Annotated in this window: 14 protein-coding genes; 9 read left to right on the top strand and 5 right to left on the bottom strand. The window is 70.5% G+C overall.

Annotated features, from left to right (window positions below):
• Positions 1 to 20: 20 nt before the first annotated feature.
• Both ABEA93_RS35925 and ABEA93_RS35920 read right to left on the bottom strand, forming a co-directional pair.
• Positions 21 to 1,187, bottom strand: coding sequence for a cytochrome P450 (locus tag ABEA93_RS35925; protein WP_345680138.1), 1,167 nt, complete (start codon positions 1,185 to 1,187; stop codon positions 21 to 23).
• Positions 1,188 to 1,292: 105 nt separating this feature from the next.
• Entirely contained in the window at positions 1,293 to 2,822 is a 1,530-nt protein-coding gene (locus ABEA93_RS35920) for an ABC transporter substrate-binding protein (RefSeq protein WP_345680137.1), read from the bottom strand.
• Positions 2,823 to 3,872: 1,050 nt separating this feature from the next.
• On the opposite strand from ABEA93_RS35920, the gene ABEA93_RS35915 reads away from it, so the two are divergent.
• From ABEA93_RS35915 to ABEA93_RS35900, 4 genes are all read left to right on the top strand, one after another.
• On the top strand, positions 3,873 to 6,107 hold the full coding sequence (locus tag ABEA93_RS35915) for an MFS transporter (RefSeq protein ID WP_345680136.1): 2,235 nt from the start codon (positions 3,873 to 3,875) through the stop codon (positions 6,105 to 6,107).
• A 5-nt stretch (positions 6,108 to 6,112) separates the two neighbouring features.
• A complete protein-coding gene (locus tag ABEA93_RS35910) occupies positions 6,113 to 8,971 on the top strand; it encodes an ABC transporter permease subunit (protein WP_345680135.1) in 2,859 nt (952 codons plus the stop codon).
• Positions 8,972 to 9,080: 109 nt separating this feature from the next.
• Positions 9,081 to 10,382, top strand: coding sequence for an ABC transporter substrate-binding protein (locus ABEA93_RS35905; protein WP_345680134.1), 1,302 nt, complete (start codon positions 9,081 to 9,083; stop codon positions 10,380 to 10,382).
• Positions 10,383 to 10,485: 103 nt separating this feature from the next.
• A complete protein-coding gene (locus ABEA93_RS35900) occupies positions 10,486 to 11,331 on the top strand; it encodes an alpha/beta hydrolase (protein WP_345680133.1) in 846 nt (281 codons plus the stop codon).
• A gap of 77 nt (positions 11,332 to 11,408) precedes the next feature.
• On the opposite strand, the gene ABEA93_RS35895 is transcribed toward ABEA93_RS35900, so the two are convergent.
• Positions 11,409 to 13,688 (bottom strand): glycoside hydrolase family 3 C-terminal domain-containing protein, encoded by a 2,280-nt coding sequence (locus tag ABEA93_RS35895; RefSeq protein ID WP_345680132.1) that lies wholly within the window; start codon positions 13,686 to 13,688, stop codon positions 11,409 to 11,411.
• A gap of 2 nt (positions 13,689 to 13,690) precedes the next feature.
• Between ABEA93_RS35895 and ABEA93_RS35890 the strand changes: the two genes are divergently transcribed.
• Positions 13,691 to 14,959: a LacI family DNA-binding transcriptional regulator gene (locus ABEA93_RS35890; protein WP_345680131.1), complete on the top strand. Its 1,269-nt coding sequence runs from the start codon at positions 13,691 to 13,693 to the stop codon at positions 14,957 to 14,959.
• Between the two features lie 44 nt (positions 14,960 to 15,003).
• On the opposite strand, the gene ABEA93_RS35885 is transcribed toward ABEA93_RS35890, so the two are convergent.
• Positions 15,004 to 17,472 (bottom strand): alpha-L-rhamnosidase, encoded by a 2,469-nt coding sequence (locus ABEA93_RS35885; protein WP_345680130.1) that lies wholly within the window; start codon positions 17,470 to 17,472, stop codon positions 15,004 to 15,006.
• A 418-nt stretch (positions 17,473 to 17,890) separates the two neighbouring features.
• On the opposite strand from ABEA93_RS35885, the gene ABEA93_RS35880 reads away from it, so the two are divergent.
• Together ABEA93_RS35880 and ABEA93_RS35875 are read left to right on the top strand one after the other, a co-directional pair.
• Positions 17,891 to 19,258 (top strand): glycosyl hydrolase 53 family protein, encoded by a 1,368-nt coding sequence (locus ABEA93_RS35880; RefSeq protein ID WP_345680129.1) that lies wholly within the window; start codon positions 17,891 to 17,893, stop codon positions 19,256 to 19,258.
• Positions 19,259 to 19,365: 107 nt separating this feature from the next.
• Positions 19,366 to 20,049, top strand: coding sequence for a cutinase family protein (locus ABEA93_RS35875; RefSeq protein ID WP_345680128.1), 684 nt, complete (start codon positions 19,366 to 19,368; stop codon positions 20,047 to 20,049).
• 113 nt (positions 20,050 to 20,162) lie between these two features.
• Here the strand turns inward: ABEA93_RS35875 and ABEA93_RS35870 are convergent, their stop codons facing one another.
• Positions 20,163 to 20,810, bottom strand: a complete 648-nt coding sequence (locus tag ABEA93_RS35870; RefSeq protein WP_345680127.1) for a TetR/AcrR family transcriptional regulator — start codon at positions 20,808 to 20,810, stop codon at positions 20,163 to 20,165.
• A 196-nt stretch (positions 20,811 to 21,006) separates the two neighbouring features.
• Between ABEA93_RS35870 and ABEA93_RS35865 the strand changes: the two genes are divergently transcribed.
• The gene (locus ABEA93_RS35865) at positions 21,007 to 22,260 is read left to right on the top strand and encodes an amidohydrolase family protein (RefSeq protein WP_345680126.1); all 1,254 of its coding nucleotides are present in this window, start codon (positions 21,007 to 21,009) and stop codon (positions 22,258 to 22,260) included.
• Positions 22,261 to 22,318: 58 nt separating this feature from the next.
• Entirely contained in the window at positions 22,319 to 23,134 is an 816-nt protein-coding gene (locus tag ABEA93_RS35860) for an SDR family NAD(P)-dependent oxidoreductase (protein WP_345680125.1), read from the top strand.
• Positions 23,135 to 23,136 lie beyond the last annotated feature (2 nt).

Here is a 23,136-nt window from a genome sequence, read left to right as displayed (position 1 = left end):
CCGGGGCCCGGAACCGGCGTTCAGGCGGACGTCGTAGCGCGCCGCGGTGTGAAAGCCAAGCGCAGCTCGGTGAACCCGCGGGCCCAGGAACTGCGCACCCGCGGTGGGTCGCCGACGACTCGGTAGTCCGGGATGGCCTGGAGGAGTTCGCGGAAGGCAATGCGGGCTTCGAGGCGGGCGAGCGGCGCGCCGAGGCAGAAGTGCGGGCCGTGGCCGAACGCCATGTGCCGGGGCCGCCGGCGGATGTCGAGCCGCTCGGGGTCGGGGTACTCGCGCTCGTCGCGGTTCGCCGATCCCCACAGGAGCTGGACGCGGGAGCCGGCCGGGATGGTCGTGCCGTGGAGTTCGACGTCCCGGGTGGTCTGCCGTCCGGAGGTGAGGGTAGGAGGCTCCAGCCGGAGGATCTCCTCGATGGCCGCGTCGATGAGGCTCGGGTCGGCGATCAGTTCCCCGCGGACGTTGCGTTGCAGGTCCAACAGACGCATCCCGTTGCCGATCAGGTTGGTCGTGGTGTCGTTGCCCCCGACCAGCAGCAGGAAGCAGAACCCCAGCAGTTCATCCTGGGTGAGACGCCGGCCCTCGACTTCCGCGCTGACGAGCATGCTCATCATGTCGTCGGCGGGCCGGCGTCGGCGTTCAGCCAGGAGTCCGTCGAAGACCGCGTAGACGCGCTCTGCGATCACCTTGCCGTCGTGCGGCACGGTCATCCGCATCAGCTCCTCGGTGTGCTCGCGCAGCCCCGGTCGCGCGTCCTCGGGGACGCCGAGCAGCTCCCCGACGACGTCGCTGGGCAGCAACGCGGCGAACTCCCCCATCAGGTCGCACTCGCCTCGGTCGGCGAACCCGGCGATGAGCCGGTGCACCTTGGCGACGATCGTCTCGTCCAGCCCGGCGACCCGGCGGGGCGTGAACGCCTGCGAGACGACGCGCCGGATCAGGCTGTGCGCGGGCGGATCGAGGTCCACCATCATCGGCTTGTGGTAGCCGGCCTCCTCGGTGACCGAGCTGAACGTCGCCCAATCCGCGGACGCATTCCAGACGTCCTCATGACGGGAGAGCACGTAGAAGCCTGTGCGGGGTTCCCGGTACACCGGGTGCTCGTCGCGCAGTGCCTGGTAGACAGCCCCGTGCCGATCCTGGAAATCCGGGGCAATGGGGTCGTAGAGCGCGGGCGGCGCGTCGGTCATGGTTGCTCCCTCGTTCGCTTACGCGGCTAACTTAGCTATCTTAGCTATGTAACACCAGCCGAGGCGCCGCCCGTGCTTGCCCGCCCTGCGACCCGAGAGGGAGTCCTACTTGCGCAGCCCGATGCGGTCGAAGAGGAGCACGCCGTCCGCGAAGGGCTGGATGCCGGTGAGACGCGGCTCGAACACCACCGCGTTGGCGGCTTGCTGGTAGACCCAGAACGGCAGGTCCTTGTTGAGCTGCACTTGGACCCGGGTGTATTGCTCCCGGCGGGCATCCATCTGCACGAGCAAGCGCGCGTCGTTCATCGCGTCGGTGACTTCCTGGTTCGCGTACCCCGAGATGTTCGTGGGGCTGCTGGGACGCAGGAAATCGAACAGGACCGGCTCCGGATCACTCATCCACAGGCCGGAGAGGACGACGTCGAAATCACCGGAGACATTGCGCTGGATCAGCGTCGCCGTGTCGACGACCTCGATCTTCATGTGCACGTTCGGGAACCGCTGCACCTGCTGCTGGATATAGACGGCTTCGGGCGGCGGCCCACTCGAGGTCCCCCCGACGGTGAGGAAAGTGAAGTCGAACGGCTTCTTCCCACCCGCGGTCAGCATGTCGAAGGCCGCGGCGGCCGCCTGGGGGTCGTCGTCCTTGGCGCCGAGCTGATTGTTGGCCAACGGCGACGTGTCGCTGAAGATCCCGCGCGCGGCCGACCCCAAGCCACCGGCAAAACGCCGGTCCATCTCGGCGGCGCTGAGGCTGTCCGCGATTGCGTGCCGCGCTGCGGGGGTGTCGAAGGGGGGCCGTCTGGTGTTGAAGAGCAACATGAGGCCACCGCTCAGGTGCAGATCGACCAACCCCAGATGCCGGTCCGCTGCCTCCTTGGCGGTCAACGGCGATGTTACCGTGCCGAGATCGACAGTGTGGTCCGCAATGGCGCCCGGGACCGTCTTGTCTGTCGGCACCACCTGCGCATCGATCTCGTCGAGGTAAGGACGGCCCGGTTGCCAGTAGCTGGCGTTCCTGCGCAAGACGATGCGGCCCGGACCGTGTTCCGCCAGCACGAACGGGCCGGCCCCAACCGGCCTAACCGCAAGGGCTTTCGGATCGCCGAGCGCGCGCGGTGACGCAACGTAGCTCAATCCGTTGGCCACGGTGCGGTTGAAATGCGCGTTGGGTGCCGGAAGTTCCACGGCAAGGTGAAGGGGATCGAGGATCGTGAGCTTCAGACCTGCCGCGGCCGGGGCATAAGCCGAGTGGCTCGCCGGGTCGGCATGCATCTGCCAGTTCGCCTTCACCGCCGCCGCGTCCAAGGGGGTGCCGTCGGAGAAGACAACACCGGGCCTCAGGCCCAGCGTCCAGACACGCGCTGTGGCGTCCGGGGTGAAGGACTCCGCAAGGTGCGCCTGCACGCTCCCGGTCGAGGGGTCGACCCAAACCAGCGGATCGTAGATGGCCGAGAGGAGATTCCCGTACGCGACGGCGTAGTTCGACGCGGTGAAGGGATCGAGTGAGACCGGGTCCGCGGACAGCGCCAAGCGGAGCACTCCGCCCGACCGAGGCGTGGCAAACGGATCGGCCGGAGCCCTCGAGCCGGAATCGCAGCCGGCGAGGAGGAGCAACAACACGGCAACGATCACCGAAAGAGGCGAAAGCCGTCTGGAACGCGGCACGTTGGCCGGAACGGAACGCTGCACGAATGCCTGCCGGGGAATCAAAGAGCAACGAATAGGGCCGTGGGCCGTGCGAAACATCGACACACCAGAGCACCAGCGAGCGGGTCGTGTCCTCACGAGGCCAGCACCATGGCATGAATCGATTCAGATCCGACCCCGAGTCCCCCGCGGATCGGCGCGCCGAGCGTAGCCGAAAAACCGAGGAGCGCCAAGTTTCCTGGCCGAAAAGGTGCCTACCGGCAACGGCCGCGTACGTGTCGCCGTTCGCCGAACAGCGGGTCCGCGGCGCGCCGCCCACCGCGACAGACACAGCGGCCGCACCCTCGGCGCAGTGCAGGCACGGGGCATGATGTGCGACCGCCGGCTCGGCACCGAGGCCGGGGTCAGCGGTCAGCGGTCAGCGGTCAGCGGTCAGCGGTCAGCGGTCAGCGGTCAGCGAGGCAGTTCTCCCCCGCCCACGCTTCGCCCCTCCGATTCCGTGCGCCTGGACCGGCCGCCGGCGCGCACAGATCGCGCTGCAGCCCGAGCTCGCGGTCCGCGCCTCCACAGGCCCCCGGGCTTGGTCCCGGTGCCCGCCCATCTCCCGTCGCCGTTCCCCAATCCCCCGAACAGCGCTGACAGCGCTGACAGCGCCAGGTTGCGTATCGGTTACGCAAACATTGCCCGCGTCTGCCACGTACGGGTTACGCAAATCCGGCGTTCGATGCAGGATCGAACCCCAGCAGTGATCAGAACGAGCCCAAAAAGGCAAGTGGACCTCTGGCGCGACGGTTGAACCTGTCGCTACGCTCCCGGCACAACCCCGTTCACAGTGCGTCGAGTTCCTGCACTTGAGCATGAAACGATTCACTCCGTCCATGCGCGGCGCCTCGCCGGGCGGTTCCCCCTGCGGGCGTACCAGTTCCACACCACGGCTCGCCACTCCTGAGCGCCCTGGCACCCGTCCCTCATCTCGTGGGAGAAATCCATGCCCCAATCCCTCGACAGGCACCGTCGCGACATGCGGACGCGCCCATGACCGCGCCTTTGCCCCCCGTCGAGCGCGAGTCGGCGCGGACCGCGGGGGCGTCGGCCGCCGGGTTGGCCGCAGGCCTCGTCGATGCCGAGGCCGAGCGGCAGGCACATCAAGCCGCGGCGCAGAGACAGGTCGTCTTCGCCGACGACCTACTCCCCGGGGTCGGAGACGCCCAGCTGACGCTTCGCGAAGGACTCGCGGCGGGCGGATCGGCGACGTTCGTGACGCTGGCACTTCTGGCGGCCATGGACGAGCTGGAATCGGCCACGTTGTCCGTGCTCGCCCCCGACATCCGCGATGCGTTCGGCATGAGCGACGGCGCGATCGTCTTCATCTCCGCGGCGTCCGGCGCCTTCCTGGTGCTCGGCGCGCTCCCCATGGGGTGGCTGGCCGACCGGTTCCGGCGCAACCGGGTCATCGGCTGGGCGGGCGTCGCCTTCTCGGCGATGGTGTTCGCCTGCGGCATGGCGGCGAGCGCGTTTCTGCTGTTCCTGGCGCGCTTCGGGGTGGGCATCGCCAAGTCGAGCACCTTGCCGGTGCACGGCTCGATGATCGCGGACACTTACCCGATCGGGGTCCGCGGCCGCCTCGGTGCGGTGAATGCCGGCGCGGCGCGCGTTGCGGGCGCCTTGAGCCCGCTGATCGTCGGCGGCGTCGCGACCCTCGTCGGCGGGGCGAACGGGTGGCGGTGGCCCTTCTTCCTGCTGGGCTTGCCGGCCTTGGCGGTGGCCCTCTGCGCCTTCCGGCTGCCGGAGCCGAAGCGCGGACAGCACGAGATGAAGTCCGTGCTGGGGGAAGTGGTCGAGGACGACCGGCCGATGCCCATCTCGGTGGAGGCGGCCTTCGCCCGGCTGATGCGCATCCGCTCGCTGCGCACCACGATCATGGCGTTCGCCGCCATGGGCTTCAGCCTGTTCACCGGTGCCATCCTCACCAATCTGTGGCTGGAGGACCACTTCGGTGCGTCCTCGTTCCAGCGCGGGGTGTTGGGGACCGTCGGCGGTGCAAGCATGCTCGTCGCGCTGCCGTTCATCGGTCCCCGGTACGACCGGCTCTACCGCCGGGACCCCGCCCGTGCGCTGGCCTTGCTCGGGTATCTCATTCTCCCGTGCGCCGTGTTCCTTCCGGTGCAGTGGGCCATGCCCAACGCAATTGCGTTCACAGCGGTGGGCATCCCGGCGTCGATTCTGATGTCGGCGGCGTTCGCGATGGTCGGTCCGGTGCTTTCCTCCGTGGTGCCGTACCGACTGCGCGGGCTCGGCAGCGCGTTGTCCGCGATCTACATCTTCTTCATCGGGGCAACCGGTGGTGCGTTGATTTCGGCGCTCATCAGCAACGCCTACGACCCGCGTGTGGCGATGCTCGTCGTCGGCGTCCCGGCCACGTTGATCGGCGGCTATCTGGTGGTCCGCAGTTCGACGTTCATCAAGGGCGACCTCTCGATGGTCGTCCAGGAGTTGCGGGAGGAACTCGAAGAGCGCGACCGGCAGGCCGACGATCCGGACAACATCCCCGTTCTCCAGGTCAACAACATCGACTTCTCGTACGGGCATGTCCAGGTGCTGTTCGACGTGGCGTTCGATGTACGCCGCGGCGAGACGCTGGCTCTGCTGGGCACGAACGGCGCCGGCAAGTCGACCATCCTGAAGGTCATCTGCGGCTTGGGCACGCCGTCGCGCGGCGTGGTCCGCCTCAACGGACGCACCGTCACCTACGTCGCTCCCGAGCAGCGCGGCCGCTACGGCATCCACCTGCTGCCCGGCGGCAAGGGCGTGTTCCCGGACATGACCGTCCGCGAGAACCTGGAAATGGCTGCCTTCCGTATCCGGCGCGACGCCGCGCATCGGGAACGCCGATTCGCGCATGTCCTCGATCTCTTCCCGGATCTGTCGGACCGGCAGACGCAGACGGCCGGGTCGCTGTCCGGTGGGCAGCAGCAGATGCTCGCCCTCGCGATGGTGCTGATGCACGACCCCGAAGTGCTGCTCATCGACGAGCTTTCCCTCGGTCTCGCGCCGGTGGTCGTGCAGGACCTCCTGGCCATCATCGAGCGGCTCAAGGCCGATGGTCTGACGATCGTCGTCGTCGAGCAGTCCCTGAACATCGCCCTGTCGATCGCGGACCGCGCGGTGTTCCTGGAGAAGGGCCAGGTCCGCTTCACCGGGCCGACCCGCGAACTCGCCGAGCGCGACGACCTCGCTCGTGCGGTCTTCCTCGGCAAGGAAGGCGGCTGACGGCCATGGAAATGCCCACCCTGCAACTGCTATTCGACGGTGCCGTCACCGGGTTGGTCATCGGCCTGCTCGCGATGGGCATCGTGCTGGTCCACCGCTCGACCCGGGTCATCAACTTCGCGGTGGCGAACATGGGCCTGGTCGGCTCGGTGCTGTTCGCGCTGCTGACGGTCAAGTACCACGTCCCGTACTGGATCGCGCTGGTCATCGCGCTCGCGGTCGGCGCGCTCTTCGGCGCGGTCGTCGACCTCGCCGTCGTGCGAAGGCTGTTCGCGGCACCTCGGGTCATCGTGCTGGTCGCGACGATCGGTGTCGCGCAGCTCGCGCTCACCATCGTGACGGCGTATCCGGAACTGGACGACTACCCGACCGAGTCCTACCCGGTGCCGTGGTCGGGCACCTGGGAACTCGGCGGCGATCTGCAGATCACCGGCGCCCAGCTCAGCGTCCTCGTCGCGGTGCCGCTCACGGCCGCGCTGCTCGCCCTCTTCCTGGGCCGCACCGTGCTCGGCAAGACGGTCAAGGCGTCGGCGGGCAACCCCGAGCTGGCGCGGCTGAACGGCATCAGCCCGAAGGCGGTGTCCACCGCCGTGTGGGCGATGGCCGGACTGATCGGCACGCTGTGCCTGATCCTGATCTCGGCGCAGAACAAGTCGCTGACGCAGATCACCACACTGGGGCCGACGACGCTGCTGCGGGCGTTGGCGGCCGCGGTCATCGCCCGCATGGTGTCCTTCCCGATCGCGCTCGCCTCGGGTGTCCTGCTGGGGCTGGTGCAGTCGTTCATCCAATTCAACTGGCTCGACCAGCCCGGTCTGACCGATGCGGTGTTCCTGGTGGTCGTGCTCGCCGCGGTGTACCTGGTCAGCCGCGGCCGGGACACCGAGGCCTCGGCGTTCTCGTTCGCGCCCAAGGTCAAGCCGGTCCCGGAGCGGCTGCGCGGGGTGTGGTGGGTCAGGCACATGGAGCGTGCGACGCTCCTGTTCCTCGGCCTGGTGGCCGTCGTGGTGCCGCTCCTGGTGACCCAGCCGTCCCGGCACCTGCTCTACACGGTCATCCTCTGCTACGCGATCTGCGCGGCGTCGGTCACCATCCTAACCGGCTGGGCCGGACAACTCTCCCTCGGCCAGATGGCGTTCGCCGGTCTCGGAGCCCTGACCGCGGCATCGCTGAACCGGGGGCTGCACCTCGAATTCGGCGACACCGTCTACAGCTTCCGGGGCCTGACGTTCCCTGCCGCGGTCCTGGTCGCGTCGCTGTTCACGGCGCTGCTCGCGGCATTGGTGGGCGCGGGTGCGCTGCGCGTGCGGGGTCTCCTGCTCGCGGTGAGCACCTTCGCGTTCGCGGTGGCCGCGGAGCAGTACCTGTACCGGCGCGACGTGTTCCACGACGAGGGCACCACCACCGCGTCGTTCCCCCGCAGCACGGTCTTCGGCATCGACGTGTCCACCCAACGCGCCTACTACTACCTGGTGCTGGCCGTTCTCGTGCTCGTGCTTCTGGTGGTCGCCAGGCTGCGCACGTCGGGTGTGGGCCGCACGACGATCGGAGTGCGCGACAACCCGGCCTCGGCCGCCGCCTACACCGTGAACGCCGCGCGGGTGAAGCTGCGGGCGTTCGCGCTCGCCGGCGGAATCGCCGGGCTCGGCGGCGCGCTGCTGGCGGGTGCCGTGCAGACGGTGCCGTACGCGGACAAGTACTTCCTCAGCTCCGACTCGCTGACGCTCGTGTCCATCGTGGTCATCGGCGGGCTCGGCTCGGTGTCGGGTTCGGTGCTCGGCTCGCTGTGGGTCATCGGTCTGCCGGCGTTCTTCCCCGACAACACGCTGGTGCCCTTGCTGACGTCGAGCCTCGGGCTGCTGGTCCTGCTGCTGTACTTCCCCGGCGGCCTGGTGCAGATCGGGTACAGCACGCGTGATGCGCTGCTCGCGTGGGCGGACCGGCGCCTCGGGGACGCCCCCGCGGCCAAGGCGAGCGCGGCGCCGCCGAAGGCACTCACCCGTCCCGGACGCGCCGCGCCGCCGGCGGACGACCGGCCGGTGCTGGCCACGTCGGAGGTCCGGGTCCGGTTCGGGGGGCGTACGGCCGTCGACGGCGTTTCGATCGAGGTCTTCCCGAACCAGATCGTCGGCCTGATCGGCACCAACGGCGCGGGCAAGTCCACGCTGATGAACGCCATCGGCGGGTTCGTGCCGGCCGACGGTAGCGTCGAACTGCTCGGCCGCGACGTCTCCCGTGCCGCCCCGGCCGCGCGGGCCCGGCTCAGACTCGGACGCACGTTCCAGGCGGCGACGCTGTTCCCGGAGCTGACGGTCCGCGAGACCGTGCAGATCGCCCTGGAGGCACGCGGCCGCACCGGTCTGGTGGCGACGGCGCTGCACCTTCCGCACACCTTCGCCCGGGAGCGGGCCAAGCGCTCCGATGCGAACGACCTGATCGATTTCCTCGGGCTGGGCCGCTACGCGGACGCCTTCATCGGCGATCTGTCCACCGGCACCCGGCGCATCGTGGAACTCGCCGGGCTCCTGGCGCTCGACGCCCGCGTGCTGTGCCTGGACGAGCCGACGGCCGGCGTCGCCCAACGCGAGACCGAGGCGTTCGGGCCGCTGATCCAGGAGATCCGCCGGGAAATGGGCGCCTCGATGCTGGTCATCGAGCACGACATGCCGCTGATCATGGGCATCAGCGACCGCGTCTACTGCCTGGAAACCGGGCGCGTCATCGCGGCCGGACCTCCCGATGTGGTGCGCAACGACCCGAAGGTCGTCGCCAGTTACCTCGGCACCGACGAGCGCGCGATCGAACGCAGCGGCGCCGGTCCCGCTTCCGGCCGCCGTGCGGCCGCCGCCGGCTCACCCGCCTGACCACCGACTCCGGGTCCGGGCGCGCCTCCGCCCGCCACGGACCCGGTTCCGCCCCGCTCCACGTCCCACCCGCACCCGATACCCACTCCGAACGAACGGATCTTCGGCCATGGCCCCGCACCGCACCAGACGGAACACCGCTGTTCTGCTCGCCGCCGTAGGCGCTCTCGTCCTCGCCGGCTGCACCGCGGAGAAGAAGGACGACGCCAAGAGCACCGGCTCGGGACCCGCGGCACCGCCCGCGCCCAAGACCGCGCCCGGGGTCACGGCGGACACCATCAAGATCGGTATCACGTACCCGGACCTGGAGAGCGTCAAGGCGTTCGTCAGCATCGACCACGGCAACTACGAAGCCGCCTACAACGCGCTGATCAAGAAGATCAACGACGCCGGCGGCATCAACGGCCGCAAGATCGTGCCGGTGTTCGGCAAGATCAACCTCATCTCCCCCGCCGCGGCGCAGGAGACCTGCGTCAAACTCACCCAGGACGAAAAGGTCTTCGCCGTCCTCGGCAACTTCAACGGCGACGAGCCGCTCTGCTACGTCCAGACCAACAAGACCGCGGCGATCGGCGGCCAGCTGACGGCCAAGCGCTACGCCCAGGCCCAGGCCCCGTGGTTCGCGGACATGCGCGGAGGCGACGAAGTCGCAGACGCCATGGCGCTGTTCAACGCCAACAACGGCCTGGCGGGCAAGAAGGTCGCGGTCATCTCGAACGTCAACGAGCAGGCCGTGATGAAGGACACCGTCATACCGGCGCTCCAGAAGCTCGGGGTGACCCCGGTCGAAACCGCGGTCCTCGACGCCCCCGCCCAGGACCCGGCCGCGGTGGGCCAGCAGACCGGGGTGTTCATCCAGAAGTTCCAGTCCTCCGGAGCCGACACCGTCGTGGTGGTCGGCAGCATGGGCGCCTCGTTCCCGCAGGTCCTGGAGAAGACCAAGTACCGGCCGCGGCTGCTGTTCACCGATCTCCTCCAGGTCCAGGCCTACGCCAACACCCCCGGCCACGACTTCTCCACCATGGCCGACGCAGCCGCGCTCGGCCTGAACAGCCAGTGGTCCGAGGCCTCGAACCAGGAGTGCATGAACACCATCGAAGCCGCCAACCCCGACGTCAAGGGCAAGCTCACCGTCGACCCGGCGAGCCTCCCGGCCGGAACCCCGACACCCCAGGTCGCCCCGAACGTCGCCTGCCGCAACCTGGCCCTGTTCAAGGCCATCGCCGACAAGGCCGGCAAGGACCTCACCTACGAGACCTTCCAGAACGCGGGCTTCACCCTCGGGTCGTTCCAGGACCCGGGCTACGCGGACAAGTCCACATACGCGCAGGCCGCCCCGCACGGGGCCATCCCGGCGCGCCTCTGGGCATGGGATTCCACCGCCAAGAAGTTCCTGCTCAGCGCGTCCTGACCGGTAGTAGGCAGCAAACTCTCCGCCCGCGACCGCGGGCGCCGACCGGTGTGGCACCGCCACGACCGGTCGGGCCCGCGGTTTCGTGCCTCGGCAGGAGCTCATGAGCAAGGAAGACATGTGGGTCGCGAGCGCGGACCCCGCCGTCCGTGTCCGCGTGTACCCCGCAAACAGCGCAAGTCGCGCCGCCGATGCGAAGCCCCCGGCCCTGCTGTGGATGCACGGCGGCGGCTTCGTCGGCGGCTCGTTGGACATGCCGGAAGGCGATGCGGTGTGCAGCCGACTCGCCGCGTCAGGCATCACGTGCGTCAGCGTCGACTATCGTTTGGTGCCCGCCTTCGGGAAAGGGCGAGCGCGGAAGACGGCGAACGCGGTGCGCTTTCCCCTTCCGCTGGACGACTGCGCACATGCGTGGCAGTGGCTGGTGGACAACGCGCCGGAACTGGGCGTCGACAGCGCGCGGCTCCACGTAGGAGGCGCGAGCGCCGGCGGATGTCTGGCGGCTGCGCTCGCGCTGCGCCTCACATCGGCGGGAACGGCACCGCGCGGGGTGGTCCTGGCCTACCCCTTTCTCCACCCCGAGCTGCCGGCGTTCGGCCCGGAACTGCGCCACGCTTTGCGCGGGCTGCGCAGGGCCGGCACGTTCAGCGCGTCGGTGGTGAAGTGGATGGCCGGCAACTACGTCGGCCGCGGCCGACGTCATCTGCTCCCGCAGGCGTTCCCGGGCGGTTCCGATCTCACCGGATTCCCCCCGACCCTCATCGTCAACTCCGACCGCGACTCGCTCCGGGCCTCGGGCGAGGCCTTCGCCGCCGAGCTCCGTGCCCAGGGGCGTCCGGTTCGCGTGTGCTGCGAGGCGGGTACCGCGCACGGTCACCTGAACAAGCCGGAGACGCCCGCGTTCGAACGCAGCGTGGCGACGATCGCCGCGTGGTTCGACGGCTGCTGAACGCCGCCTCGTCGGAGAACGCCGCTGCCGCGCGCAACGGAACGATGCGCGCGGCAGCGGTGGGACGAATTGTCGTGTCAGCTCGCCGGTGCCGGCTCCTTCGACAGCGCGACCAGTTCCTCCAGGGCCTCGGTGGTGATGAGATCGCCGAGGAAGTTCCGGAACTGGCTCATCGGCATGGACTCGACCATGCGCATCATGCGGGCGGATTCCTCGGCCTGTTCCGGGCTCTGCGGCGGCATGACGGCACTGAGCCGGGCCGTCAGTTCGGGGCCGACGACCGGGTGGGCGAACCAGTCGCCGACCGGGGTGTCGAGGGTGACCGGCTGCACGAGGGTGTCCCCGGTGAGCGTGATGCGCTCTTCGGCCACCACCTCAAGCGCGTTGTCCCCGACCTGGACGCGGTATTCGCCGGCGGCGACGACCCAGTCGTGCTGTTCGATGTCCCAGTAGGCGAAGGCGCGTCGGTCGAGTGCGAAGGTGACGCTCCGGGTCTCGCCGGGGTCGAGGGCGACCTTGGCGAAGGCACGCAGTTCGCGGACGGGGCGGCGGACCGGGCCTGCCGTGGTGGCCACATATACCTGGACCACGTGCTTGCCGGCCCTCGTCCCGGTGTTGGTGACCTCGACGGTCACCTCGGCGCCGTCACCGCCCACCGGCGCGACGGTCACGGGTCCGGTCGCGAACGTCGTGTAGCTCAGGCCGTGCCCGAAGGGGTACCGCACCGGGCGGTCGGCGCTGATGTGGTGCCGGTAGCCGACCATCACCCCTTCGCCGTACCGAACATGCCCCTGCTCGCCGGGGAAGTTGAGGTACGAGGGGGTGTCCTCAAGGCGGTACGGGATGGTCTCCGCCAGGCGCCCGGAGGGGTTGGCCTTCCCGTAGAGGAGGTCGGCGAGCGCGCTGCCGCCGCCTTGCCCGAGCAGCCATCCTTCGAGCACGGCCTCGACGTCGTCGTGCCAGCCTTCGAGCGAGACGACCCCGCCGTTCGACAGCACCACCACGGTCTTGGGGGCCGCGGCGGAAACCGCGCGGATGAGCTCCACCTGGGCGGCCGGCAGGTCGAGCGTGTCGCGGTCGTAGCCCTCGGACTCGTCGGCTTCGGCCAATCCCGCGAAGACCACGGCGACATCGGCCTCACGGGCGATCGCGACCGCCTCCTCGCGGAGCCGTTCGACGTCGTCCGCGCGGTCGAGCGGGTACCCGGGGGCGAAGCCGACCAGGGCCGGGTCCCCGGCCAGCGCCCGGACGGCTTCCAGCGCGCTGTCCGTGCGCGTCGCGTTGATGTGCGAGCTCCCGCCGCCCTGGAAACGCGGAGTTTCGGCGAATGCGCCGATGACGGCGACCCGCGCCTCCGCGGCCAGCGGGAGGACGTTGCCGTCGTTCTTCAGGAGCACGGCGCATTCCGCGGCCAGTTCCCGGGCCAAGGCGTGCTGGGCGTCCACGTCGAATCCGGGGGCCGGTTCCGTGGGCGTGCCTGCCGCGGCGTTGCGCTCGGCGGCTGCCGAGGCCAGCGCGAGGATGCGGCGCACGCTGCGGTCGACGACGGCCTCGTCGAGGGTGCCGCCGCGCACCGCCGCGAGGACGGCTTCGCGGCCTCGGCCGCCGTCGTGCGGCATGGCCAGGTCCAGACCCGCTTCGAGCGCGACGACGCGGTCCTGGATCGCGCCCCAGTCGGAGACCACCAGGCCGTCGAAACCCCACTCGTCACGCAGGACTTCGGTCAGCAGCCACGGGTTCTGCGACGCGTATACGCCATTGATGCGGTTGTACGCCGACATCACCGTCGCGGGCCGGGCCTCCTTCACGACGCGTTCGAAGGCGGGGAAGTAGATCTCGCGCAGTGCGCGTTCGTCGACGTCCGCGCTGACGCGCATCCGGTCGGTTTCCTGGTTGTTCGCGGCGAAGTGCTTCACCGAGGCGCCGACCCCGGCGTCCTGCATGGCGCGGACGTGGGCGGCGCCGAGCACGCCGGCGACGAGCGGGTCTTCCGAGTAGTACTCGAAGTTGCGGCCGCACAGGGGCGAGCGCTTGATGTTCACGCCCGGGCCGAGGACCACGTCGATGCCGTAGGCGCGCGCTTCGCGGGCGACTGCAGCGCCGAGGCGGGCGGCCACGTCCGGGTCCCAGCTCGAACCGACCGCCACGGCGGGCGGGAAGCACGTCGCCGGAAGGCTCGCGTTGATGGCGAGGTGGTCGGCGGCGGCATCGGGCGGCCGGACCCCGTGCGGTCCGTCGACGAGGGCGACCGGCGCTATGCCGGCTTCCTCGACCGGGTGGGTCGTGCCGAAGTCGCGGCCCGTCAGCAGCTCGGCCTTCTGGTCGAGGGTGAGGTCGGCTGGGTCCAAGGTGGGCATGGATGCGGTCCTGTCTGCGGAAGGAGGCGGCGGCTGGTGCGATGGGCACGGGCGGCGGATACGGGGCGCGATCGGGTTCCCGGTGTGTTCGGCCGGGGCCCGTGCTGCGGATCCGGGGCTTCGGGAAGTGCAGGCCATCGTCACTAGCACGTGCAAGTCCAGGTAGTCTAGACAGCACTGCTAGCACGTGCAAGGGTGAGCGCTTTCCACGTCGTCGCGCAGCTGACGCGGCTGGCGGGGTTGCTCGGGATTGTCGAAAGGTGGTGGGGCCGGTGTCGGAGCGGCGCGTCACGGCCGCGGACGTCGCACGGTCCGCCGGGGTGTCCAGGGCGACCGTGGGGTTCGTGATGAACCGGACGCCGGGCCAGACCATCTCCGAAGCCACCCGGCGCCGGGTGCTGGACGAGGCCGAACGCCTCGGCTACCGGCCGCACCGGGCCGCGCAGGACCTGCGGCGCGGGCACAGCAAGCTGATCCTGCTCGTCCTGCCCGACTGGCCGATCGACTTCAGCATGCGGCGGCACTTGGAAGAGGCAGCGCCGGCACTGGACGAAGCCGGATACTCCCTGGTCACGTACACGCGCCACGCGGCCGACCGCACCCGTCCGCTGTGGGAGCTGCTGAGTCCCGAAGTGGTGGTCGGCTACCTGCCGTTCGACGATGCGGATGTCGGTTCGATGCGCGCCTGCGGCATCACGAAGATCGTGCCCGATCCGGCCGACCCCATCGCTTTGACCGACTCTCCCGCGGTCACGGCCGGTCCCGCCCTGCAAGTACGGCACCTGTACGAGCTGGGCCACCGCAGGCTCGCTTTCGCGGCCGCCGCGGACCCGCGGGTGTCGGCCCTCGTCGACGCGCGGTTGCGCACCGCCCGGGACGCCGCCGACCGGCTGGGCTTGGGGGACCTCGACGTGCGGCCCGTCGACCACCGCGACGGTTCGGCGGACCGGGCCGTCCGGCGCTGGCGGGACGCCGGGATCACGGGCGTCGTGGCGTACAACGACGACACCGCCGCCGCGGCCGTCGGAGCCGCGCTCCGCGCCGGACTCGCGGTACCCGGCGACCTCGCCGTCGTCGGGCACGACGACAGCCCCATCGCCGCGATGTTCGTGCCCGCCATCTCCACCGTGCGCCTCGACGACGCCGGCCTCGGCCGCCGGTTCGCCGCCGAGGCGCTGCACGCGGCGGACGGCCGCGCCAGGCCCGCGGCGGACTCCGGCGTCGAAGCCACGCTGGTGGCCCGCGAATCCACCGGTCCCGTCCCGGTCTAGATCCGGACCGGGACGGGACCGGGGAAGCCCGGCGCGTCGCGCGGTCAGACGCCGATCGCCGTGCGGAGGTCCGCGGCCAGCTCCGGGGTGTCGCCCGGGATCAGGTCGAGGAGCTTGGCCAGCGAGATCCCCGCCGCTTCCGGGGCCTTGCCGTCGATGGGAATGCCGGGCAGGTGCTTGGCGAAGACCTCGGTCACCGCCCGCCACACCGCGGCATCGTCGGCGAGGGCCCGCAGCGGCGTGTCCATGTCGAACGCCGCACGGGTGCCGTACGGCTCGGAGAGGTCGTACTCCCAGGCGTGCTCACCCGCGCCCACCTCCACGACCAACCCATCGGGATGCAGGGGGAGTTCGACTGACGCGGTGGTGTCCTCGGGCAGCGTGACGCGCAACGTCGCGTGCACGCCTTCGATCCGCCAGGCGACCGACACCCGTCCGTGCACCGTGTCGTGTTCGACGGTCGCGTGGGTGAGTCCGCCGCCGGGGCGCGGGGCGATGCGCATGGCGCGATAGCCCGGTTCGGCGGCGGAGAGACCGCCGACGACCCGGTGGAGCCAGTCGGCGACGGCGCCCAGCGCGTAGTGGTTGAGCGACGTCATCCCGTCCGGGTGCAGGGAGCCGTCGGGGCGGACGGAGTCCCAGCGCTCCCAGATCGTCGTCGCACCCATCGTCACCGGGTACAGGAACGACGGGCAGCCGGTCTCCAACACCAGGAGATACGCCTCGTCCAGGTGTCCGGTGCGGCTGAGTGCGTCCGCCACGAAGGGCGTGCCGGCGAAGCCCGTCGCGATCCGGTAGCCGGCCTTGGCCACGATCTCCGCCAGCCGGTCCCCCGCCCGGCGTTCCTGATCCGGCTCGAGGAGGCCGAAGCAGAGGGCGAGCGCGTAGGCAGTCGCCGACTCCCCCACCAGCCGCCCCGCTGCGGTGACGAACTCCCAGCGGAAGGCGCGCCGCACCCGCCGCGCCAGCGCGGTGAAGCGGGCGGCGTCTTCGTCTTCGCCGAGCAGCTCCGCGATCTCCGCGACCTGGGCCGTGGTCCGGCACAGGAAGGCCGACGCGACCAGATGGCGGTCGGTCTTGCCGCCGGACGGGTTGTCGCCCGGCGCGTCCGGGTCGAGCCAGTCGCCGAACTGGAATCCGGAGCTCCACAGCCCGTGTTCGTCCAGCAGCGCCTCGACGCTCCCGACGAACGCGGTCATGGCCGGGTAGGTGCGGCGCAGGATCTCCGGGTCGCCGTACTCGCGGTAGAGCGTCCACGGGAGGCTGACGACGACGTCGCTCCACAGGGCGGTCGGCGACGAGGGCGCCGACAGTACATCCGGGACGACCCACGGCACGAAGCCCTTCTCCCGCTGCTCCGCCGCGACGTCCTCCAGCCAGGAGCCGAGGACGCCGCGGACGTCGTAGAGGAACGCCGCGGTGGGGCCGAACGCGTTGATGTCGCCGGTCCAGCCCAGCCGTTCGTCGCGTTGCGGGCAGTCGGTGGGGACGCCCACGAAGTTGTCGCGCATCGACCACACGACGTTGGCGTGCAGCTGGTTCAGCAGCGGTTCGGAGGTGGCGAACCACCCGGTGCGGGTCATGTCGCTGTGCACGACGATCGCGCGGACGGCGTCGGGGGCGAGCTCGCCCGGGTAGCCGTCGATCTCGGCGTAGCGGAAGCCGTGGAAGGTGAAGCGAGGCTCCCACGTCTCCGGGCCGCCGCCGCGGAGCGTGTACCGGTCGGTCGCGGCCGCGGTGCGCAGCGTCTGGGTGCCGAGTTCGCCGTCGACGAGGACTTCCGCGTGGCGGAGCGTCACGGTTTCGCCGGCGGGGCCGTCGGCGGTGATGCGTACCCAGCCGGAGATGTTCTGCCCGAAGTCGACGATGGTCTTGCCGCCGGGGCTGGTCGTGATCGCGACCGGGGCGAGTTCCTCGATGCGGCGGATCGGCGGGGCGCCGGTCGCGACCAGCGTGTCCGGGTCCCAGGCGAAGGGCTCGACGGGCGACCAGGCGCCGTCGTCGAAGCCGGGGCGGTTCCAGCCGACCGGTTCGAGGCGGGCGTCGTACTCCTCGCCGTCGTACAGGCTGTTGGCGAGGACGGCTCCGGTGCCGGCGGTGAAGTCCGGATCCGTGCCGATGACGTCCGTGCGGTCCGCGTACTCCAGTTCCAGCTGGAGGAACAGCGCGGGACGGTCCGCGTAGTGGTTGCTCCGGTTCTCGTACCCGAGCCTGCCGACCGCCCAGCCGTCGCCCACGATGGCGCCGACCGCGTTGGGTCCGGCGGTGACGAGGCCGGTGACGTCGTAGGTGCTGACGTGGAGGCGGTGGCGGTAGGAGGTCCAGCCCGGCGCCAGCACCTCGTCGCCGACCCGGACGCCGTTCAGGTACGGCTCCACGATGCCGATCGCGGTGACGTGCAGGGTGGCGCGCCGCGGCGCGGCGTCGGCGCCGAACTCGCGGCGGAAATACACGGCGGCGGATCCGTCGCGCGGCGGCGCGGCGACGAAGGACGCCTGCCAGGCGGGTGCCACAGGAAACCTCCCGGGTTGGCGATCGGCTGTGTCGCGATGGCGGGCCGGGCTGCGCCGCGTCCGCATTCACCGCGATGCATGCCGGTTAGCACGTGCTAGTTCAAAAATCGCAGCCATGCTAACCCCGTCCACTAGCACGTGCAAGGGGTCGACGCCACCGCCGGACGGAGTCTCCCGGCACGGCATCCGGGGGTGCGAATCCCGGGTCGCGAACGTTGCCGTATGCCATACGCGAATTCCTCGACAGCGGCGCCCAGTTGGCCTGGCATCCGCACGGCGCGGCCGGTACGCTCCCCGACGCAACCCGCCGAAATCCGCGAACGCGACGGCTCGGCAGGGATGTGAATCGTTTCATTCCCGCTCGTCCTTTCCCCTGCTTCGTGCGAGCCCGCACCCGAGCGAAAGCGACCGCGCATCGATGAATGACTTCCCCGTGCCCGCGGCAGACCGCACCGGCACCGAACGGCTCAGCCGCCGCGGATTCCTCGGCATGTCCGCCGCGGCCGGCCTGGTGGCCGCGGGAGCCCTCCACGGCACCGCGGGCGCCGCGACCGCCTCCGCCGCGGACGCCACGGCCGCGACGTCCACGCCCACCGCGCCGTTCCGGACCTCGCTGTCCCTCAGCCCGGAGACCGAGAACGTGCTCGCCCAGGTCGCTCTCGGCGACGGCACCCGCACGGCGACCACCCCCGAGCAGCTCCAACGCCTGTACATGGCGCACGGCAGCACCGAGATGTACGCGCGCATGGCCACCCGGCGCGTGGCCACGGCCAACAACGGGGAGCAAGGCTTCCAGCGCGTCATCGAACGCGCGTGTCTCGCCAAGAAGTTGGGTCTCCCGCTCAACGTCGAGCTCGGTCTGTGGGGCGTCTACGGCGACGTCTCCCACCAGCCCGGCCCCGACTTCTCGGATTACCCGCTGATCTGGCTCCCCGGCCCCTGGGAAAGCCTGACGGTGAACCAAATGGTGTACGCCCTACGCATGTACGGCGCGATGGCCGCGAGTCAGATCCTCGCCACCGGTGTCAAGGTCAACGTCTGGGATATCGGCAACGAGGTGGAGTTCGGCGTCGCGGGCGTCGCACCTCGCGGCTTCACCGCCTCCACCGACTACTGGAGCTACAGCGCCCCCGACGCCGTCGACCCGGCCATCGGCCAGATGCAGGTCTACACCCTCCTCCTGCAGATGTCCGACAGCGACCGCATCTCCTGGCTCCGGACGCACCTTTGGCCGCACACCGGCCGCTTGCTCGCCGCGGTGAGCGAAGGGATCCGGTGGGTCGACCCGCAGGCGAAGTTCAGCTCGCACACGAGCGTCATCGCGATGCAGTACCCGGGTTTCGCCGAGGCGTTCTGGAAGGCCATGGACGACGCCGGCTTCCACGTCCACCAGCTGGGGACGTCCTACTACCCGACGTCGGTTCAGTACGGCGACCAGCTGGCCGCGTTCAAGAACTCCAGCCAGTCGCTGCACAGCACCTTCGGCAAGCAGGTCTTCATCGCCGAAACGGGCTACCCCTCCGGCACGATGACCGCTCCCCTGGAGTGGAACACCCCGGTCTCCGGATACCCGTTGACGACGCAGGGCCAGTACGACTTCTACCGCGACCTCGTCGCGTGGGGCGCAACCGACGGTTCCCTGGCCGGCATCCGCCCCTGGGCACCGGACTCGAGCGTCACGTTCTGGCAGCCGATGAGCCACTTCGCACCGGCCGCGGGCGGTACCTCGACCGCCAAACCGGTCCTCGACGCGATCACCCACGGGCTCCAGCAAGCGGCGTCGTAACCCGATCGGCGGTGGTGTCGACGCCTCCGTCGGCCGATCCGCGGGCTAGCACTGTGCCTATGCACCGACCGAACAGGCCGCACCCGACCCCCAAGGAAGGGCCTTCGATGCCACGAAACCGCGCCACCGCCAAGCTCGCCGCCGCCGTCGCCGCGGCGCTCACGGCGACCGCACTCACCGCCGCCACCTCTCCGCAGGCCGTCGCCGCGAGCTGCGCCGACATCGACGTCGTCTACGCCACGGGCACCAATCTCAGTGGCAGCGGCACGCCGTCCAATACCGGCCCGGAGCCCGTCTACGACGCCTTGGTCGCGGCTCTCGGCGCCCGGATCACCGGTAAAGCCCTCTCCTACTACCGCGTGAACTACCCGGCGAGCCTGGAACCGTGGTCCGCTTCGGTGGGGAACTGGGACCTCGTCGAGCATGTCAAGAGCCAAGCGGTCTCCTGCCCGAACCAGGTGTTCGTGCTCGCCGGCTACTCCCAGGGCGCCAACGTCGTCGACAACGCGATCGGCGTCGGCAGCGACGGCGCTCTCGTCGGCGGGCCCACGGTCGCGGTCGTCCCGGCGAACATCGAGCCGAGGGTCAAGGCCGTCGTGCTGTACGGGAACCCCATCCGCGGCTTCCCGACCTACCGCCAAGTGACCGGGACCTACCAGCCGCGCACGCTCGACGACTGCGCGGCCGGCGACCCGATCTGCGGGGGCGGCTGGGACGCCAACGCCCACGGCGCCTACTCCCAGCCCGAACACAGCGTCCCTGCAGCGGAGTTCATCGCTTCGCGCGTCTGACGCCGGCCGCGTTGCGGACACGCGCGGGGCGGTCGGGCATGCAGGCCGACCGCCCCGCACGCTCGACGCAGGAGACCGCGCGGCCCCCACCGCCACCAAGACTCGGGATGAGATCACCCCTCGTCGGCCGCGCCTTGCGCATCCGGGGCGGCCAACCCGCGCAGGATTACGGAGACGATGCCCTCGGCCGTCTTGCCCGGGTCGTCGATCGGAGGGCGGCCGGACCACAGCCGCCCCAGGGCTTCGCTGACCACCGCGCCGATCACCATGTTGGCGGCGGCCCCGGTGTCGGCGTCGGGGCGCAGGCGGCCGTCGGCCGCCGCGCGCGCGAAGATGCCGTTGACGCGGTCCAAGTAGACGTTGTTGGCCGGGTAGGCCGCGGCCGGGCGCGGGGCCTGAGGACCCATCAGGTCGCAGATCAGGCCGGGCGTGGCGGCCGCGACCTCGGGTCGCGCGTAGTACGCGGCCAGCCTGGTGACGAAGCTCCGGAGATCGGTTTCGAGATCGCCGGTGTCCGGCGGGATGCCGGAATCCGGTTCGGAGATCGCCTCGTGGACGAGCTCGGCGACGTTGCGCCACCAGCGGTACAGCGTCGGCTTGCTGACTCCGGAACGCGCGGCGATCGCGGCCATGGTCAGTCCGGCGTAGCCGACTTCCGCCAGCAGTTCGACGGCCGCGTCGAGTGCCGCGCGGTGGGCGCGCGGGTCGCGCAGGCTGCCGCCGCCGCCGGGGAACCGGGACGGGGGCGTGTCGGCCGGCATACACCTGTCCTTTCCTGGCGCCGCGGTCGACCGGCGGCGAACGCACGCATCGTAACGCCGCGCCGCCGGCCCCGGGTCCGCGGACCCGGGCGCGGAAGCCGTGGCGCGGGGGCCGCGATCCGCCGGTTCGAGGCCCTTGCGTCTTGCATCCTCAGACCTTAACTTGCCGTAACGTTCTCAGGAGGGGAGGCCATCCATGGGCGCTTCCGAGCCCGACGGCCGCCGTTGGACGAGCCCGGTGATCGACATCGACCAGCACTACTACGAGGCCGACGACTGCTGCACGCGCCACGTCGAGCGGCGCTTCGCCGACCGTGTGCCCCGCCCCGTGGCCACCGGCAACGGCGCCCGCGAGTGGCGCGCCGGCGGCCGCACGATCGGCTTCGAGCGCTGGGTGCGCGACGTCACGCTCGCCCCCGGCGCCATGTTCGACCGGCGCAGCGGCGGCGGTCCGGCCGCCCCGCTCGCGCTGGTTCCCACCGACACACCAGAGTTCCGCGACCGCACCACACGCCTGCGTCTGCTCGACCAGTGGGGCATCGATGCGGCGGTCATGCTGCCCACGGCAGGCTTGGCCTGGGACGCCGAGCTCACCCACGAACCCGAGACGGCCGCCGCGGCGATGCGCGCGTTCAACCGCTGGGTCGAGGACGACTGGGGGTTCGCGTACGAAGGGCGCCTGTTCGCGCCGCCGTTCATCTCGCTGCTGGACGTCGACGCCGCGGTCGCGGAGCTGGAACGCGTCCTGGCGGCCGGGGCGCGCATGATCCTGGTCCGCAAGGGCCCGGTCGGCGGGCTGTCCCCAGCACACCCGAGGTTCGATCCGTTCTGGGCCCGCGTGAACGAGGCCCGCATCCCGGTCGGCCTGCACATCTCGGTCAGCGGCTACGAGCGCATGATGAGCGCCGCCTGGGGCGAGGACCCCGACGCGAGCCACCGGACCTTCTCCGGCCTCCAGTGGTATCTGAGCTTCGCCACGCGCCCGGTGACCGACACCATCGCGGCGATGATCTTCCACAACCTGTTCGGCCGCTTCCCGAACCTGCGCATCTTCAGCATCGAGAACGGCTCGCTGTGGGTCGAGCCGTTCCTGCGCGACATCGACGTGGCGCACGGCTTCGTCGACGACCCGGCGCGCGGGGCGAAGTGGATCGGCGGATTCGTCGCCGAACGCCCCAGCGAGATCTTCCGCCGGCACATCGTCATCGCCCCCTATCTCAGCCCCGGTTTCGACGCGGAGGTCTCCGATCTCGTCGACCTCCTGGGCCCCGAGCAGGTCGTCTTCGGCTCGGACTGGCCGCACGGCGAAGGACGCGCCACTCCCGTCGACTACCTCCCCGACTTCACCCCGCTCGCCGAGGATGCCCGGCACGCCGTCGTGTACGGCAACGCCGCCTCGGCACTGGGACTGGCCGCACCGAGCGGGCAGTCGGCGACACGGGCGCGCTGAGCCGCACCGGCGACGGCCCGTAGGACACGCAGGACCACAGGAAAGCGAGAGCTCCCCCATGCAGACGCTCAACGGCCGGGTGGCAGTCGTCACCGGCGGCGCCAACGGCATCGGCCTCGGCCTGGCCACGCGCTTCCTGAAGGAAGGAATGCGCGTGGTGATCGCCGACAACGACGAGGCGTCGCTCAAGCGTGCCGCCGAGTCTCTTGCCGCGCACGGTGAGGTCTTGGCGGTGCGCACGGACGTGTCCGACGCTTCGTCCGTCGAGGCGCTGCGGGATGCCGCCGTGGCCCGGTTCGGCGCCGTGCACGTGCTGTGCAACAACGCGGGTGTCGGCGGGCTCCAGCGTTTCTCACGCACCACGTTGGCGACGTGGGAGTGGACGCTGGGCGTCAACCTGCACGGTGTGATCCACGGATGCAGTCTGTTCTTGCCCGTACTCGCGGAACAGGACGAGGCCCATATCGTCAACACGGCGTCCATGGCCGGTTTCGTCACCGGCCCCTACATGGGTCCGTACTACGCCTCGAAGGCCGGCGTCGTGGCTCTGTCGGAGTCCGTTGCCGCCGAATTCGCCGTCGAGTACCCGCACATCGGCGTCTCGGTCCTGTGTCCCGCCTACACCGCGACGGACATCCGGCACGACGAGCGCAACGCGCCCGCGGGCCACATCCCGCGGAGCCAGACCGACCCGGACCTCGACGAACGCCGCGAGGCGACCTACCGCAACATCGAGGCCGGTATCTCCACGGCCGAGATCGCCGACCTCGTCGTCCGCGGAATGGCCGCGCGCAAGACGCACATCTTCCCCCACCCGGAATGGGTCGGGTATTTCCAACAACGGGCCGCCGCCATCGCCGCCGCCCTGGACTGACG

It is taken from the genome of Yinghuangia aomiensis, from assembly GCF_039542225.1.
GTDB lineage: Bacteria > Actinomycetota > Actinomycetes > Streptomycetales > Streptomycetaceae > Yinghuangia > Yinghuangia aomiensis.
Note: the sequence above shows the minus strand (reverse complement) of the source record. Positions and strands in the feature narration are given on the sequence as shown.